Raw genomic sequence first — 16,814 nt, 5'->3', positions numbered from 1 at the left:
GGCCCGCTAAGGGGCGTTGGTGCCGGGGGACGCACCGGGAAGCGCCGGAGGGGGCGAGGGGGAAGCGGAACGCTCCGCCCGCGCCGCCACCCGCCCGAGCACGGCCTCTTCGAGGGGGAGGAAGCCGAGCCGGTTGAGCGTCATGTGCAGCTGCATCAGCAGCAGCCGCGAGGCGACGGCGGCGGGGTCGACGGCCAAGGCACGCCGCACGCCGTCCGCGAGGTCGCGGCCCAGCGCGTCGGCGGCGGCGGGAAGCGCGGAAAGGGACTTGGCATCGCCAGAGGAGGCGACCGGCAACGCGACGGCGGCACCGGCGGCGGCCCTGGCGGAGGCGGGCCCGGCACCGGCGGGCGGTCGTGGATCCGCCGGCCATCGTTCGGCGATCCGCTCCGTCTCCCGGAGCGAGGCCGGGTCCCCGGCGAGGACGCCGGTCCAGTGGCCCCAGTGCAGCCGCCAGACCCGCTCGCGCTGGCGCCGCCCCAGCGAGCCCAGGCAGGACCGCATCACCCGCACCGCGAGATGCGCCCTGGCCGTACGGTCCGCCCCGGTCGCCCGGACCGCGTCCAGGCACAGCTCGCTGCTGGCCTGGAAGACCTCCTCGGCGATGTCGACGGCCGGAGGTGATCCGTAGTAGTGGTGCTCCCGGCCGTAGAGGCCCAGGCTGAGCCGGCGGCTGCCGCTACCGGGCAGCCCCTCCTCCGCCAGCGGGTGCAGCCGGTGGACCTCCCCCCGGTCAGGCGGACGGACGTGCTCCCTCCACAGGGCGCGGCCGGCCTCCCAGCAGCCGTCGAGCGCGTCGGGAGTGCCGCGGAAGCGCACCCGCAGATGCGGGCCGCTCGCATCGGCGTAGCGGAGGAAGAACCACCGCCGGACGCCCGCGTGCTCGGCTGCCTCGACCCAGCTCGGGACCAGGTCGGTCAGCAGGAGTTCGCCGTCCTGGTGTCCGGTGTGGTGGACACGGGCGTAGAGCCATTCCTCAGCGGCCATCTCGGCACCGCTCCGGTTCCGTGTCCCGCACCGGGCGGGCGAAGTGCACGCAGTGCTCGACCACATGGGCGTCGGGTCCCTCCCCGACGGGGCGTCGCGGAAGGCACTCGGCGAACACCAGCACCGTTCCGGGCCGTTCGGTCAGGCGGTCCAGCAGGTCCAGACCCGTGGGGGAGGCGAAGGACAGCCACAGGGGTTTGCGGGCCCTGTCCCCGCGCCGCGGGGAGCCGCTCCCACCCCTGACGTACACCTCGGCGGGCATGCCGTGGGCGCGTCGCCAGGCGTCCACCCGTTCCAGGAAGACCGCCGGTTCCTCGCCCGGTTCCCGGCGCGGTACCTCGGACGTCTCCCACCGCCAGTGCGCCCGCCGGACCGCCGCGCCCGCCACGACGTGCCGTGCCGACGCACCGCGTCCCGCCCCCGGCTGGCCGTCGGGGCGCGTGCCGTCGGCGAGACCCGGGGGCAGCCACCAGGGGTCCGCGAGGACGAGCAGGAACCGGGCCGCTCCGCCCACCAGATGGCGCGGGACGGTACCGAGGTAGACGGGGGCCACCGGTGTGCCGCTCCGGCGGCGCAGTTCCAGGGCGTTCCGCCTGCCGTCGTGCACCAGTACCAGCTCCTCCACCGGTACGCCCGGGCCGAACCGGCGCGGCACGGTGGGCCAGTGCAGCGACGCGGGAAGGACGCCGCAGCTGTCCCCCTGCAGGGGGTTGACCTCGCGGGCCGGGACGAACTCCAGGCACTCGGCGTCCGGATGCAGCGTGCGCACCCAGGCGCGGAGCCGTTCGGCGAAGCCCGCCCCGGGCGCGTCGCCGACGGAGTCGTACAGCCGGTGGAAACGGGCGACCAGCCCTCCTGCGCCCGACGAGACCTGGTTGACGACGAGGAGCGGGCCGTCGCCGTCCGCGTCGCAGTCCTGGAAGACGACGGCGACCGAGGGCAGGCAACTCGACCGCCCCGGACGGGCGGGGCGAGCCGTGCCCGGGGCGGGGCCGAAAGGGGCTCCGGGGGCTCCGGGGATTCCGAACGCGGCCAGCTCCTGGAAGAAGCCGAACACGTCGTCGCAGACACCGCCCGGGCCGAACCGCGCCACGAACGCGTCGGTGAGCGCCTGGTACTCGGGGGACACCCGCAGGCTGTCGCACACGGCCCCGGCATGGCGCCGCAGTAACGCGGCCCGCTCGTCGTCCAGCGGGCGGGCCGGCAGGGTGCCGGCCCGGTCCTCGTAGACCAGGGTGACGTCGTCCAGCGGCCAGTCGTCGGCGGCGCCGAGCGCCCCGAGGGCGTCCTCCAGCGCTTCGCGCAGCCGCACCAGGGCGTCGGCCCGGGCCGCCGGGCCGCCGCCGGCGATGACCGCCAGCTCGCCCGCGGCGGTCCGCAGTCGCCCGGCCGCCCGGAGGTCCGACGGGTCACGGGATGCGGCCAGTGCCGTGGCGAGCCAGTCCAGGAGCCCGTCCTGCGGGCAGGGGTCGTCGATGTCCAGCAGACCGGCCTCCAGGTAACGGGCCAGCCGGACGGCGGGCAGCCTCCCCGGATCCCGGAGGGCGGCGAACAGGTCCTCCCTCCCGGTGGCGTCGAGGACCTCGTCGTCCGACCAGGCCCAACCGTCGGTCACCGACTGCCGTGGCTCGCTCATCCGGGCGAGGGGGTCCGCCACGCGGAGGGAGCCGTTGACCCGCCAGCGGACCAGGTCGCGCACCCCGTGACGGACGGCCGCAGCCCGCAGCAGTACCCGGCCGACCAGGGGGTGCAGGACGACCCGGACCCGGGCGCCGTGGTCCGCTCCCGGGACCGAGACATGGGTGAGCGAGGACAGCGGGCTGGCCTTCAGTGCGGACCGTACGGCGTACCCGTACGCGGTCAGGCGCTCCCCCCGGTCCAGCGGCCGCCCGCCCGGCTGCCGTACACGACGGGAGAACACGGGCGAGACCAGTGCCAGCGCGCCCGACACGGCGGGCAGTCCCATGAGGTGGCGCAGGGTCCGCTCCTCGGCGGCCTCCGCGGCCCCGGCACGCCGGCCCAGCAGCTGCCGCAGCTCGGCCAGGGACCCGGCCCGTTCCACCCAGCGCTCCAGTGCCGAGACCTCCCTCGCCTCCCTCGTCGCGAGTGCCTCGCGGACCTGCGCGAGCAGTTCCGGCGGCACCAGGTCCGGCCGCCCGGCGTGGGCCGCCCTCCGCCAGCGCAGCACCGACCGGCGTGCGCCGGTGGTCGGCATCAGCGGCACGGCGTCGTGCAGCAGACCGGTCACCGCCGGTGCCAGGGCGGCCAGTTCCCGGCGGGCCGCGGCGATCCGGTCCAGGACCTCGGCGACCTCCTCGGCCGCCAGCGGTGCCACGGCGGCTGCCGGGAGTCCGGCGACCCTGCTCAGGGCCGGGCCCACGGCCAGGGGATGTCCGGCGGCGGGCCCGTCCACGGCTCGCGTCGCGGTCGGGGGCTGAGCCGAGGACGGGGACCGCGTCGCGGTCGAGGGCTGCCTCCCGGTCGAGGTCGTCATCACGCGCCCCCGAACAGCAGGAGCAGCGAGCGTACGCAGAAGACCGCGACGAGCAGCGCGTAGGCGAGGCAGACGAGCCCGAACACCTGGTAGTGCAGCTGCCGGGAGCGGCTCCGGACGGCGAGCCAGCTCGGCGGTGGCTGCCGCAGCACCCGGCACCGCAGTGCGGTGAAGGCGCGCGAGCGCAGGTTCAGTGTGCCCATGGCCGACTCCAGCGCGTGGTACCCGTCGGTGGGGAGCAGCGGGTTCAGGTTCGCCAGCAGCAGGCCGATCTGCAGCCAGACCATCAGCAGGCAGAGCTGTCCGAACTGCCCCTCGGCGTACAGCGACAGCGCCGACCAGCCGCCCAGCCACAGCACGTCCTGGGCCACTCCGGCCAGGGCGATGACCACCCGGGGCCCGCGTCCGGGGAGCCGGTGGGCGTCGGTGCGGTCCACATAGGCCACGGGGACCAGGTAGAAGAGGAGGCCGACGCCGATCTCCCGGACGGGGACGCCGTAGTAGCGGCAGGCCAGTCCGTGGGCCAGCTCGTGCAGGGTGGTCTGCAGCAGCATGCCGCAGACGACGACCGCCCAGCCCCGCACCGGGAGGGTCAGCTCGGGACCGCCGGCCGCGAGGGGAGCGGCGAGCACCGACCCCGCCCCCCACACCGCGAGGACCGCCGCGGCGATCCACAGCGCGCCGAACGGCCGCGGTGCGCGGCGGAGCAGCGAGGCGGGCGGGTCCAGCACGACGCGCACCCCGGCGCCCACCAGCGGCAGACGCGGCATGTGGCCGCGGCGTGCGAAGCGCACGGCCGAGGCTTCCCGGCCACCGGCCGGGGGCACGGTCAGCAGTCCGGCGGCGCGCAGTTCCCCGAGGAAGTCCAGCACCACCCGCTCGGTGGAGCCGTCACCGCGTCCCGTGCCCGCGGCCCGGGCGGCGAACTCCCGTCCGGTCATGGAACCGTCGAGGGCCGTGAGGATCGCGGCCCCGCTCCTGGACAGCCGGGTGTAGTGGCCGCTGACCGGGTCGTAGGCGAGCGGTTCCCGGTTCAGCCCCTCGGTGATCTCGACGTCGGGGCGCATGGCCGGGCGCTCGGTGTCCAGCCAGGACGGCCGGGCGCTGCCGGAGGCCACATGGACGGATGAGCCGGCCATCACCACTCCCCGGTCCGGTCGCCCGGCGCCGGGGCAGGCCGGACCCGGCGGGGGGAGCCGAGTGCCAGGCCGATGAGCTGTGCCCGGCCGGACCCGTCGAGGCCCAGATGGGTGCGTCCCGCCGCACCGAGCACACCGGCGAACACGGAGCCGACGGCTCCGAGGGAGAGGGCTGCGAGCCATGCGGAATGGGCCAGCGCCGCGCCGCGTGCCAACAGCAGCCGGTGGCCCCCCGCACCATGCCGTTCGAGTGTCGCCGCCAGATCGCCGTGCACCACCACCAGGGCCGGTGCCTCGGCGAACTCCAGTTGCAGCACCAGGTCCGCGAGCGGCGGCAGGGCACGTGGCTCGGGCACCAGCCGTCGCCCCTCGGGCTCGTAGCGGTGGCAGCCCTCCGGAACGTCGAGGAGTCTCTGCACCAGTACGGTCGCGGCCGGCGTCGGCAGCGTGGGGAAGGCCGGCCGCCACAGCCGCCCGTCCTGCTCGAAGGCGTACGCGAGGGCCTTGACGAGGACGTCCCCGTCCAGCGGTTCGGGCGCCCAGTGCCGTTGTGCTCTGCGGCGGCGCAGCGCACGGACCGGGTCACCGGGCAGCGGGGGAGCCGCTCCGGGCCGGACGTCGGAGGATGCGGATGCGGTGGGCGGTGCGGCCAGCAGTTGCTCGGTCAGGCCGGCCGTGTCGATCAGCGGCACGAGCCGCTCCCTTCGTCCTGGAGCCGCACTGCGGCGGTGATGAGCGCGGGACCGCCGGCACCCACGAGGAACTCCCGGTGCCGTTGCAGGGGGTGGGGGTCCAGCAGGCCGTGTGCCAGCCCGATCGCCCGGGCCGTGAGAGCGAGCTGGGCCAGTGCGCATCCGGTGTCGAGGTTCCCCACGCGGTAGGCGAACGGACCGTACTTCCGGGCGACGCGGCCGATGTCCGAGGCCAGGACCAGGTGCACGCCGGGCCGCTCCCCGCCGTCGGCGGCGTCCCCGCCCAGTGCCGTGAGGAGCGTGCCCAGGTGGTCGGTGTGGGGGTGCATGGCGGTGAGCGCATGGTCGGCGGCGTCGTAGTAGTGGACGCCGTCGGGGAGGCCGGGGACGCCCCGCAGCAGCGCGTAGACATGGGGCGAGCCCAGGTTTCCGCCGGTCGGCGCCCATCGGTTCACCCGCCCGGGTTCGCCGGGCCCCCCTTCGTCGCCGGGGCCGCGCAGCCCCGCGGTGAAGCGCATCACGGCCGCCAGTGCGTCCGGCCACGGTGGTGGCTGCGTGCCGGCGGCGAGCTTCTCCAGGTCCGCCGGGGACGCCTCGGGCAGCGGATACCGCGGATTGTTGGGGTACCTCAGTCGCTCGAACTGGAGCTCGACGTTCTCCGGGCGGAAGTGGTGCTGGTGTGCCTTGGGGTTGACCAGATGCCGGGGAGGGAAGGCCACGGCGTGCTCGTAGTGCAACGGCCCTTCCTCCGGCAGGGGGCCGGTACGGCCCGCGGCGGACGGGTAGCAGGCGCGGCAGCCGGCCTCGGGGGTCAGTTTGTACGCGGTGGTGGACCTGTCCGCGAGGTCCACGACGAGCTGCCCTCCGAGGGACTGGACCGGCTCCCCCCGCAGCAGCAGGGCGCGGAGCTCCTCGGCGATCAGTCCGGCCGCGGTTGCCGCACCCGGGGTGGGGACCGCCTCGCGGAACCACTCGGGTGGACCGGGCCGGAGCTCGACTGCCGTGCGGGCGCAGTGTGCGCAGGCGGTCGCCGAGGGGTCCACCAGCGGGCCCACGGCGACGCGTCCGTCCCGCTCGTCCGCCAGCAGCAGCCGGATGCCGCGCCGGGCGCTCTCGTCGACGATCCGGTCGACCGTCGCGCGGGGCGCCGCGAGGTCGGCGACGACCAGTGCGTCCTCCGGTGGTCCCTCGCCGGGGGCGAGCGGGAGCACATCGGTGATCCCGAGGTCGGCCAGCGCGGCCCGCAGGGGGCGCTGCCAGGACGCCCGTACGCTCAGCCGCACCCGGGCCCGTGCCGCGGCGAGCGCCGCACGGCTGGAGTGGGGGTGCACACGGGCGCAGTCCAGCGTCCGCGACGTCCAGACCGCGGCCGGCTCCGACGGCCCGTCACCCTCCGGTGTCCGTACGGCCTGTGCCGCGTCCTCCAGCACCCCGGCGAAGTACAGGGTGGCCACGGCCTGGTGGACGGCCGAGTCGCTCCACCCGGTCGCGTGGGCCAGCGCGGCGAGATCCCTGCTGCCGTCCAGGAGAGGAAGCAGGCTCCGCCGGAGGGCCGCGGCCGAGGAGCCGCGCAGATGCTGGCGTTCGGCGCCTCCGTCGATGACCACGCCGTCCGGCGTGTCGACCACGTGGAGCCCCCGGCAGAGCTGCGGGCGGACGGGAAGCCGGAACTGGGGATCGTGGCGCACGGCCTCGGCGACGGCGGCTGCGGGGACACCGCGCTGTCCCGGCACGCTGACGAGGGTGCTCACCGTCCGCCTCCCGCCACGGTGCCCGTGGTGAGCGGCAGTTCGGCGGCCAGCCGCCGCCAGCCGTCGTCCGGGTCCGTCGGCGGCCCGCACTCCTCACAGCCGTGGACGCCGATGACCGTGTCGGAGAACAGGGACCGGCTCAGCACGTTGTAGAAGGTCACCTGCCCCGGTACCACGCCGTCCCCGGTGCGGTACCGGGTGAGGAGATCCACGGCGAGGCCGGCCGCGATCATGGCCTGAGCGTCGGTGAACCCGGCGATCCCGTGCCCGGGGTCGGCCTCCCGCGACTCCTGCAGGGCCCTGGACACCTCGCGTCCCCTGTCGTGCTGGGCCCGCCGTCGTGTGTAGCAGGAGTGGCAAGGGCCCTGGCCCGGCACGATCAGGGGCCCGATCCGGATGAGGGGGAACTCCTGGACGACGGGGAGCCAGGTGGTGCGGCACACGCTGTGCAGCCGGGAGACGTCCGCCAGGAGGCGGGGTTCGTCCCGCCAGAGGGCGAGCACGCGGAGCGCGGTGTGGGGCCACTCGGCGGACCGGCTCCCCAGGGCGTCGGCGGTGGCGGAGGGCCAGTCGGTCAGGGAGGCCAGGTGGTCGGCGACCCTCCTGCCGAACGTCCCGGTCCACAGGACGTGTGCGGGTGCGGTGGTGAACGGCACGGCGGTTCTCTCCTAGGCGAAGGGCTGGGGGTGGGGGTTGAGTTCGTGCTCCCGGTGGCTGGTGAGCCCCATCGCGACCGGTGCCCGGTAGAGCCGGGGGTGGGCCAGGTACCGGTTGCGGTGCACGAAGGACAGCGGCATCAGCTGGGGCACGACGACCCGTACCGAGCGGAGTCCGGCCCGTCGGGCCTCCTCCGTCGTCAGCTCCACGGCGATCACCTCGGCGTCCACCGCGGCCAGCCGCTCCACCAGCCAGGCGAGCCGCCGCGCGGGAGGGCCGTCCGGTGCCCGAGGCAGATCCGCGGGCACCCGGGTGGGGCACGGCCGTCGCAGCAGGAACCCGAAGGCGTCCCGCCGCTCCGGGCGGCCCATGTGGAGGGCGCCGTGCAGCACGCTGGTGAAGTCGCGCGGATCCTCGGGAACGGAGTGCGGGGCCTGAAGGGCGATGCGCGAGGAGGCCGCCTCCCGGTAGATCTTGCGGATGACCTCAGCGGGGTCGGTCCCGGTCGCGCACATCACGAGCTGGCCCAGCGTGTCGTTGTGGTCGCTGAGCACGACCGCGTAGACCGTGGCCACGCCCACGTCCGTGGTGGCGTCGTAGAAGCGGTACTCCACGAAGCCGTCCCTGGCCCGCCGATGCTGTTCCCGCAGGGACGGCTCGTCCGCGACGTCGATCTCCGGCAGCTCGAGGCGCTGAAGCCACACCAGGGCGATCGCGTCGCGTTCGACCGCTTCGCAGATCCCGTTCACCAAGGCCTGGTGCAGATCCGAGTGGATCGCGCAGCCGGTCGAGATGGGATTGGCGATCCGCTCCCCGATCGCCTCGTGCGTGGTGAACAGCCAGACGTAGGACGCGGGGATCCAGACCGGTCGGCTCCGGGTGAGCGACCAGCCGCGCACCCAGCGCTGCGGCAGCGACCCGTCGGGGCGGATCAGCCAGTTCGACTCGTCGGACAGCTCCGCGTCCGAGCAGCGTGGGAGTGCGTCGAGGTCGACCGCCTCGTCCCCGAGCTCGTCCGCGGTCGCCCAGCGCACCAGATGCGGCTGGTAGAAGGAATTGGTGTAGCGCTCCAGCGCCTCGGCCACACTGATCAGCCGGGCCCTCTCGGCGTCGGTGCCGCCTCCGGCGCCGTCCAGGCCCTGGGGCTGGGCGGGGGTGTCGGACCAGAGAGCGGTGGGGTCGCCGATGGACGAGACGAAGACCGAGTAGGGGGGCTCGCCCGGCAGGGTGGGGAGGAGCTGGGAACCCCGCACCGGCCGCCCGGCCGGCCCGACGACGGCCTCCAGCCGCCGGAGCCCGGCGAGGTCGTCCTCCGTCGCGCCGTCCCCCCGGTCCGCAGCGGCGGTCCGGTCACCACTCGCACGTGCATCCAGCACTGGCTGCCTCCTGTCCTCTGCGTGCGCAGCGATCGGCTGAAGCCAACCGGTGGACAGGTGGAAGAGGCATCACGCGCCGGGGGTGAAACGCGTTCCCGGTCCGGACGGCGGGAGGGTGACGGTGTATCACCCCCCGTGCCGGGCACCGCCCGCGGCGGTCCGGGGCGCGTGGTTCCCGCCGCGACGGCGGGCGTACCGGCTCAGCCGCGAGGACCGATCAGACCGCACTCCGCGGCGACCCGGACCGCGTCGCGCCTGCGGCCGACCTGCAGCTTGCGGTAGATGGCCTGTACCTGCGTCTTGACGGTGTTGAGGGACACATGCCGGCGGGCGGCGATCTCGTCCAGCGTCAGACCCAGCGGCAGCAGCCTCAGGACGTCGAGTTCACTGCGCGTCAGAGAGTCGGCTGCGGTGGCCGGCCGGTGGCCCGGTGCCGCCGGCTCCCCGGGGGATGACGGAGCGGGTGACGGGGCCGCGTCACCCGCGGGCACCCGGAGGGACACTCCCCCACCGGTGCGACCCGGCCCCGGCGGGAGGAGGAGGCCGCCCGCCGGCGCGGGCCCCGCCCCGTAGGCTTGCGCGGCCGCCGCGTACCTCCGGGCCGTGGAGGCCGCGCCCAGGTCCTCGTACCAGCGGGCCGCCCTGCCCAGCAGCCGGCTCACCTCGGGCCAGCCGTACCGCTCGGTGAGCTCCCGCGAAAGCACCCCACGCATCAGCGGATTGGGCAGCCGGTAGGTCCACTCGTCGTCCCGCACCAACAGGTCGTGCTCGGTGGACAGCCGGCGCAGCACCCGGTTGAGGTCGGCGCGGCCTGTCAGGGCGCGCACCAGGGACGCGCTGAACTCGCCGAGCAGACTGGTGCGCAGCAGCACGTCCTGGTCGTCCGCGGGCATCGGGTCGAGCAGCTCCGACAGCAGGAAGTCGGAGCAGTGGCGGATGGCCTGGGACCACCCCTCCAGGCAGGAGCCGGGATCGTCGCCCCGGACCGGGTTGGCCGAGGCGTAGCGGACCGCCAGGGCCCAGCCGCCCGAGCAGCGGACCACGGCGGCGACCTGGTCGCCACCGGGCTCCGCTCCCTGCGCCCGGAACAACTCCGCCGTCTCCGCGTGGGTGAACGCGAGATCGGCGCCTCTGATCTCGGTGAGCTCGCCGCCCGCACGGAGCTTGTGGAGCGGCAGGTCCGGCTCCCTCCGGGTGGCGAGCACCACCCTCAGCCCGCCCGGTGCGTAGCGAGCGAACTGCAGCAGGGCGCTGCGCGCCGGCCCGGGCCGCAGCTCGTGGAAGGCGTCGACGACCAGCACGAGCGGATCCGGGAGCCTACCGACCTCGTGGAGCAGGGTCGGCACGCCCACCCCGTCGCGGAAGCGGAGCGTCCCCTCCCCCTCGCCGCCCCGGGTGGCGGCGGCGCGGGCCAGGGCCGCGGCGAGGTGGGTGAGGAGCCGGGGAGCGTGGTTGTCGTCGGCGTCGAGAGTGAGCCACGCGGGCTCTCCCAGGGGCAGCGATCTGGCCCAGGAGGCCAGCAGCGCGCTCTTGCCGGCCCCTGGCGGACCGACCACGAGGGTGAGCCGTCTCGTCACTCCCGTGTCCAGCGTCCGGAACAGTCTGGGGCGGTCCAGAAGAGGCCCGAGCAAAGGCGGTATGAGTCGCGTGTAGAGCACGGAATGGGCGCCTTGTTCGGAGGGCCCGCTGCCGCTGTGCCCGACCATCCTTGCTTCTCCCGCGAAATAGTGGCAGTGCTTGGCGGAACGTCCGTCGTCAGCTGCTTCCGGCCGCCCGTAGGTGCATGACTGCCGATGACGCTGCTGCCGTACCGAGAATAGGCAAAACCGCCTGCCGCGGCGGCCTTTCCTGAACTTCTCTTTGTCAGGCCGAGAGACTTCACTTAAGGAACCACTCCACCGGTTTAGGTTTCATCTATTTCTTGTGCCGATGGAACCGAGGGGTAAACGGCATTCCCGTCCACCCACGCCCCTGGAACCGGTTTGGGCCCGGACCGGATGCACTACAGAACGTGTCCGGCCGGAAGCGCGGTGTACCACATGGGACGGCTGGCGGCCCGATTCACCCTGAATGGACGGGCACCGCTATGGATTCCCTGTGAATCCATCAATTCCTCGGACGCTCGGACGCATGCGCAATACCATCCGGCCCCCAACCGGGGCGACAGGATCCCGGTCGGCGACCGCGCCGTTCGGTTCACCGGGCCGTCCCCCCTCCGGCGATCGCATCAGCAAATTCCTTATGGGGTACCATATGTGACGGCTTGCCAGACCAGGTCAGGCGGCCCCAGGGGACCTTCCGGAGCGAATCCGGCTTTCATTGCGCGTCGCGGAAACTCGCACCGCGGTACGGCAAAGGCCAGTTGCAGTGCGCATAAGTGATGGCGAGTACCCGGGGCGGATAAGGGAGCGGAAGCCCGCACACCCCACCGGCTCCCGGCGGAACCACACGGGGACGCCGGTCGCCCCGAGCACCTCCGCGTGAATCCGCGTGAATCCGCGTGAATCCGCGTGAGGGGAGCGGACGCGCAGCCCCGGCGCGGTGGACCCGCGGTCGCGCAATCAGTCTCCGCCCGGATTCGAGAATCTATCCGTGACCGTTCGGCGGCGCATGCCGAACACCGTCTTCTTGAGGAGAAATTGAGCCTGCGCAAGCGGCCCACCGGTATGGGCCGCGGCGGCTCCGCCGGGGCGGGCCCCGGCGCGGATCTCGCGGACCCGTGGGACCGGAGTGGACGGCGCCGTCACCACCGGCTCCGAGGACGAACTCCCGACGAAGGCGCCCGGTGGCCGGAAGGCTGCCGCGCCTGGGGCAGATCCACGTCCGGTCGCCGCTCCGGGGCCTTTGGGAACCGTCCGACCGGCGCGCCCCGCCCCGGACGGCACGGGAAAGGCGAACGGCCGCGCCCCCGTGGGGACGCGGCCGTCGTGTACGGCCGGGCCGCTACTTCTCCTGCTGCTTGCGCCAGCGGATGCCCGCCTCGAGGAAGCCGTCGATCTCGCCGTCGAGCACCGACTGCGGGTTGCCGACCTCGAACTCCGTCCGCAGGTCCTTGACCATCTGGTACGGGTGGAGGACGTACGACCGCATCTGGTTGCCCCAGGAGTTGCCGCCGTCGCCCTTGAGGGCGTCCATCTTGGCCTGCTCCTCCTGCCGGCGGCGCTCGAGGAGCTTCGCCTGGAGGACGTTCATCGCGCTCGCCTTGTTCTGGATCTGGGAGCGCTCGTTCTGGCAGGAGACCACGATGCCGGTCGGGATGTGGGTGATGCGGACCGCGGAGTCGGTCGTGTTGACTCCCTGGCCACCGGGACCGGAGGCGCGGTAGACGTCCACGCGCAGCTCGGACTCGTCGATCTCCACGTGGTCCGACTGCTCGACGACCGGCAGGACCTCGACGCCCGCGAAGGACGTCTGGCGCCGCCCCTGGTTGTCGAACGGGGAGATGCGGACCAGGCGGTGCGTGCCCTGCTCCACCGACAGCGTGCCGTAGGCGTACGGCGCCTTCACGACGAAGGTGGTCGACTTGATGCCGGCCTCCTCCGCGTACGAGGTCTCGTAGACCTCCGTGCCGTAGCCGTGGCGCTCGGCCCAGCGCAAGTACATGCGCTGGAGCTGCTCGGCGAAGTCGGCGGCGTCCACGCCGCCGGCCTCGGCCCGGATGTTGACCAGCGCCTCACGCTCGTCGTACTCGCCGGAGAGGAGCGTGCGGACCTCCATCTCGTCCAGCGCCTTGCGGACGGCCTCCAGCTCGGTCTCGGCCTCCGCCCGGGTGTCCGGGTCGTCCTCGGCCTCGGCGAGCTCGAAGAGCACTTCGAGGTCGTCGATCCGTCCGCGGAGCGCCTCCGCCTTGCGGACCTCGGCCTGCAGGTGCGAGAGCTTGCTGGTGATCTTCTGCGCCGCCTCGGGGTCGTCCCAGAGGGACGGCGCCGCCGCCTGCTCCTCGAGCACGGCGACGTCTGCCCTCATCCTGTCGAGGTCCAGGACGGCCTCGATCGACCCCATGGTCGAGGAGAGGGACTTCAGCTCTTCGGATACATCGACGACTGCCACGCGTCCAAGGGTAACGGCATCGCGCGACACGCCCGTCGCGCCTGTGGACGTCCAGTGGTCCGGCGGCGGTCCCCGGCCCCGGGGGGAGGGGCTTCGAGGGCCTCGAAGGTGACTCCGTCCGCCCGCGGGACGGGGCCTGCGGCGTCCGGTGCGTGCGATCGCAAGGCGGAGGACGATCCTCGTTCCGGACGTACTCGGGCGACACCGACAACGCAGCGTGGGGGCACCTCCCGTGCCCGAAGGGCTACGGGCGAGTGCGTGCCGGGCGCGCGGGCCGGGAGGGCCTTCGCCACACGCCTGGGGCGTGTTTCGAATGCAGCGTCGTCCGCCCCCGCCCAGACGGGACTTTCAGAACACCTAGGGCAGGGTCGGGGCCGACTGCTTCGAGTCCTCGGGGGGTGCGGAGGCGTCGTCCCCGCTCGTCGCGAGCCAGCCGCCGACACCGGCCGCCGCGGCCAGCACCAGGCCGGCCACGCCCAGTGTGATCCGGCGTCTGCGGACGGCGTCCGCCTTGTGCCGGGCGGAGCCGGGGCGGCGCTGGCCGGGAGTACGCGGGGCGCGCGCCGTGCCGCGGGCACCCCCCGCCAGCTCGTCGGGTCCGGGGACGCGCATGGAGGTGTGGGTGTCCCGGTTGGAGTCGGTGGCCGAGCCGCGGACCAGCGGAACGGCCCCGCGGCGCCGCGGTTCGGCCGGCTGCGCCGCGTACTCGGCGTTCTCGTACGGTTCCGCGGGCTCGGCGTCCGGCTCGTCCACGTCGAGCGGGGGCATCCCCGCGAGCAGCGGCAGCAGGTCGTGCAGCCGCGTCGCCAGCTCGGAGGCGCGCAGCCGGGAGGCGGGCGCCTTGGCCAGGCACTGGACGATCAGCCGCCACAGCTCGTCCGGAATGCCGGGGAGCGGGACGACGGTCTCCGTGACGTGGCGGCGCAGCACGGCGCCCGGGTGCCCGCCGCCGAACGGGGTGAAGCCGGCGAGCAGCTCGTACAGCACGGTCGCGAGGGCGTAGATGTCCACGGCGGCACGTGGCGGAAGGCCCTCGACGATCTCCGGTGCGAGGTAGTCCGGCGTACCGATGATCTTGGTGGCCCTGGTGCGGCGCGGTGTGTCGATCAGCTTGGCGACGCCGAAGTCGGTGAGCAGGGCGGGGTGGGCTCCGCCGGGACCGAGCCGGCCCTCCATGTCCAGCAGGATGTTCTCCGGCTTGACGTCGCGGTGGACCACGCCGGCGGCATGGGCGGCGGCCAGCGCCTCGGCGACGTCCGCGACGATCGCGACGGCGGCCGCCGGGGCGAGCCGGCGCTCCCGGTCGAGCCTGGTCCTCAGGTCGGTGCCCCGGACCAGGTCCATGACGAGGGCCAGGTCGTTGCCGTCCACGACGAGGTCGCGCACGCCGACGACGCGGGGGTGGTCGAGTCCCAGGAGTGCCGTGCGCTCCCTGACGAAACGCCCGACCAGCTCCTGGTCGGAGGCGAGGTCCTCGCGCAACAGCTTGACGGCGACGGGGCCCTCGGGTCCCTCGCCGAGCCACACCGTGCCCGCACTGCCCCGGCCCAGGATCTGATGGGCCGTGTACCGGCTGCCGATATTCCGTGCCAAGACTGCTCCCTCAGCGGCTGGCGTTGCCCATCAAACTACGCGGATGTCGGGGTGCCTCGTGCCCCGGATGGCGCCAACCGTCGCTTCTGCGGGACTTTTTCCCCCGCAGAAGTCGACATAACGACAGAGTGATCGTGCGCAGCGGTCCTACTGGCCCGCGCCGGCGCCCGTTCCGGTTCCGGTTCCGGGGTCGGACGTGCCGCCGCCGAGCTCCGAGATCCAGTCCGAAACGCTCGACACGGCGTCACCGATGGCCTGCCAGTAGCTCTTGCCCTGGGCGATCCAGTCCTGGAGCGGCGTCAGCTCCCAGATCAGCCAGCCCGCCACGAAGAACAGGACCAGGGTGAACAGGCAGCCCTTGAGGCAGCCGAGGCCCGGGATGCGCATCGGGTTGGCGCTCCGCTGCCGGGGCGGGCGCGGCTCGCGCGGCGGGCGCTGGGGGGCCTGACGGGGTGGCTGCTGCGGCGGCGCGCTCCTGCGCTGGGGCTGCGGCGCGTACTGCTGCTGCGGCGGGGCGTACGGCTGTGGCTGCGGCTGCCGCCGGCCCTGCTGCCGGTACGGCTGAGGCTGTTGCCGCTGCGGCGCCGGGCGGCGCTGCGGGCGGCGGCGCAGGGGGTCCTGGCTCGGGTCGAGGTACTGGACCTGGGTCTGCTCGTTGCGGTCCCGGGCGGCCTGCAGCTGGGACTGCCAGGGGTGCGGTCCGTCGGACTGCGGCGGACCGTCGGGGCGCGGGGGCACGGGCGGCATCATCGCCGTCGGGTCCCCCGCCGCGCCACGCGGCAGCACGCTGGTCGGATCCGCGGCACCGGCGGGGCCCGACTGCGGGAACACGCTGGTCGCGGCGTTCGGGTCGTACGAGCCGTCGCCTCCCTGGTTGTAGGAGGCGGCGTTGCTCGGCAGCACCTGGGTGGGGTCGGCCGCGCCCGGCATCCCGGGGACGGTGGCCGGCGACGGGTCCGGCGCGAGCAGGGCGCCGACGCCCTCCGCAGCCTCGATCTGAGCGGGAGTGGAGTGCACTCCGATACCGGCGGCGACGACCCGCAGGCCCCGGGCCAGGTTCTCGGCGCTCGGCCGCTCGCCCGGCTCCTTGCGCAGACAGCGCTCGATGACCGTCCACAGCGGGCCGGGGACGGTGGAGGGGCGCCGGGGCTCCTCGCTGAGGTGGCGGTGGAGCACCTCGAGCGCGGTGCCGCCGGCGAACGGCGGACGGCCGGTGACCAGCTCGTACAGCATGATCCCGGCGCCGTAGACGTCCACGGCGGAGGTCTGCGGGCGCCCCTCGGCGGACTCGGGCGCGACGTACGCGGGAGTGCCGACGAACTCGTGCGTACGGGTCAGGCCCGGGGAGTCGGCGAGGCGCGCGATGCCGAAGTCGGTGAGCATCGGGTGCATCTCGCCGTTGCGTTCCGCCAGCAGCACGTTGGCCGGCTTGAGGTCGCGGTGGACCACGCCGTCGTCGTGGCTGGCGGCGAGCGCGTCCGCGATCTGGGCGGTGAGCAGGGCGGCCGCGACCGGGCTGAACGGCCCGTTGTCGCGGATGTAGCGGTGCAGGTCCGGACCGTCGACGAGATCCATGACCAGGGCCAGGACGTCGCCCTCCACGACCAGGTCGCGGGTGCGCACGATGTTCGGGTGCGTCAGCCGGAGCAGGACGGACCGCTCACGCAGGAAGCGCATCACGACGTCGGCGTCGTTCGCGAGCTCCTCCTTGAGGACCTTGATCGCGACGGTCTCGCCGGGCTGGCCGGGCACGGCCGCCTCGGCGCCCGCGGTCTCTCGCTGGCGGGCTCGCCAGACGGTGCCCGTGGCGCCGCGGCCGAGCGGCTCCTCGAGCAGGTATTTGCTCCCTACCGGCCGCACGTCATGCGCTCCCTGCTGATCGTCGGTGGAACGTCGTTCCTCGTGGTTCCGCTTCCCCGGTCCATGGTTGGCTTCGTCCGGGTGTCCGACCCACTGTAGTGCCGCCGATCGGGTCACCGGAGTGATCAGCGGATCGGCGGTTAAGACGTCCGGAACGCCCCGATGGTTGCCGAACGGCCGTGCGCCGGACGGCAGAGACGATCCCAACCAGGCAC

11 protein-coding genes are annotated in these 16,814 nt (G+C 73.9%); all 11 read right to left on the bottom strand.

Annotated features, from left to right (window positions below):
• Window positions 1-6: 6 nt before the first annotated feature.
• The 11 genes from O7595_RS20580 to O7595_RS20530 all read right to left on the bottom strand — a co-directional run bounded on the left by O7595_RS20580 (window position 7) and on the right by O7595_RS20530 (window position 16,599).
• On the bottom strand, window positions 7-987 hold the full coding sequence (locus O7595_RS20580; RefSeq protein WP_269730123.1) for a thiopeptide-type bacteriocin biosynthesis protein: 981 nt from the start codon (window positions 985-987) through the stop codon (window positions 7-9).
• The gene (locus O7595_RS20575) at window positions 977-3,481 is read right to left on the bottom strand and encodes a hypothetical protein (RefSeq protein WP_269730122.1); all 2,505 of its coding nucleotides are present in this window, start codon (window positions 3,479-3,481) and stop codon (window positions 977-979) included. The genes O7595_RS20580 and O7595_RS20575 overlap by 11 nt, the downstream gene beginning before the upstream one ends.
• Complete coding sequence (locus O7595_RS20570) at window positions 3,481-4,620, bottom strand: PqqD family protein (protein WP_269730121.1); 1,140 nt, start codon at window positions 4,618-4,620, stop codon at window positions 3,481-3,483. The genes O7595_RS20575 and O7595_RS20570 overlap by 1 nt, the downstream gene beginning before the upstream one ends.
• Window positions 4,620-5,312 carry a nitroreductase family protein gene (locus O7595_RS20565; protein ID WP_269730120.1) on the bottom strand — a complete coding sequence of 231 codons (693 nt, stop codon included), beginning with the start codon at window positions 5,310-5,312 and terminating at the stop codon, window positions 4,620-4,622. The genes O7595_RS20570 and O7595_RS20565 overlap by 1 nt, the downstream gene beginning before the upstream one ends.
• A complete protein-coding gene (locus O7595_RS20560) occupies window positions 5,303-7,063 on the bottom strand; it encodes a hypothetical protein (RefSeq protein WP_269730119.1) in 1,761 nt (586 codons plus the stop codon). Before O7595_RS20560 ends, O7595_RS20565 begins: the two co-directional genes overlap by 10 nt.
• Complete coding sequence (locus tag O7595_RS20555) at window positions 7,060-7,719, bottom strand: TOMM precursor leader peptide-binding protein (RefSeq protein WP_269730118.1); 660 nt, start codon at window positions 7,717-7,719, stop codon at window positions 7,060-7,062. Before O7595_RS20555 ends, O7595_RS20560 begins: the two co-directional genes overlap by 4 nt.
• A gap of 12 nt (window positions 7,720-7,731) precedes the next feature.
• Window positions 7,732-9,096, bottom strand: a complete 1,365-nt coding sequence (locus O7595_RS20550; protein ID WP_269730117.1) for a YcaO-like family protein — start codon at window positions 9,094-9,096, stop codon at window positions 7,732-7,734.
• Window positions 9,097-9,296: 200 nt separating this feature from the next.
• Window positions 9,297-10,754, bottom strand: coding sequence for a helix-turn-helix transcriptional regulator (locus O7595_RS20545; RefSeq protein WP_332328205.1), 1,458 nt, complete (start codon window positions 10,752-10,754; stop codon window positions 9,297-9,299).
• A 1,285-nt stretch (window positions 10,755-12,039) separates the two neighbouring features.
• A complete protein-coding gene (gene prfB, locus O7595_RS20540) occupies window positions 12,040-13,146 on the bottom strand; it encodes a peptide chain release factor 2 (RefSeq protein ID WP_269730115.1) in 1,107 nt (368 codons plus the stop codon).
• Between the two features lie 357 nt (window positions 13,147-13,503).
• On the bottom strand, window positions 13,504-14,739 hold the full coding sequence (locus O7595_RS20535) for a serine/threonine-protein kinase (RefSeq protein ID WP_269730114.1): 1,236 nt from the start codon (window positions 14,737-14,739) through the stop codon (window positions 13,504-13,506).
• A gap of 147 nt (window positions 14,740-14,886) precedes the next feature.
• Window positions 14,887-16,599, bottom strand: a complete 1,713-nt coding sequence (locus tag O7595_RS20530) for a serine/threonine-protein kinase (RefSeq protein WP_269730113.1) — start codon at window positions 16,597-16,599, stop codon at window positions 14,887-14,889.
• Window positions 16,600-16,814: the final 215 nt, after the last annotated feature.

This window comes from Streptomyces sp. WMMC940 (assembly GCF_027460265.1).
Lineage (GTDB): Bacteria > Actinomycetota > Actinomycetes > Streptomycetales > Streptomycetaceae > Streptomyces.
Note: the sequence above shows the minus strand (reverse complement) of the source record. Positions and strands in the feature narration are given on the sequence as shown.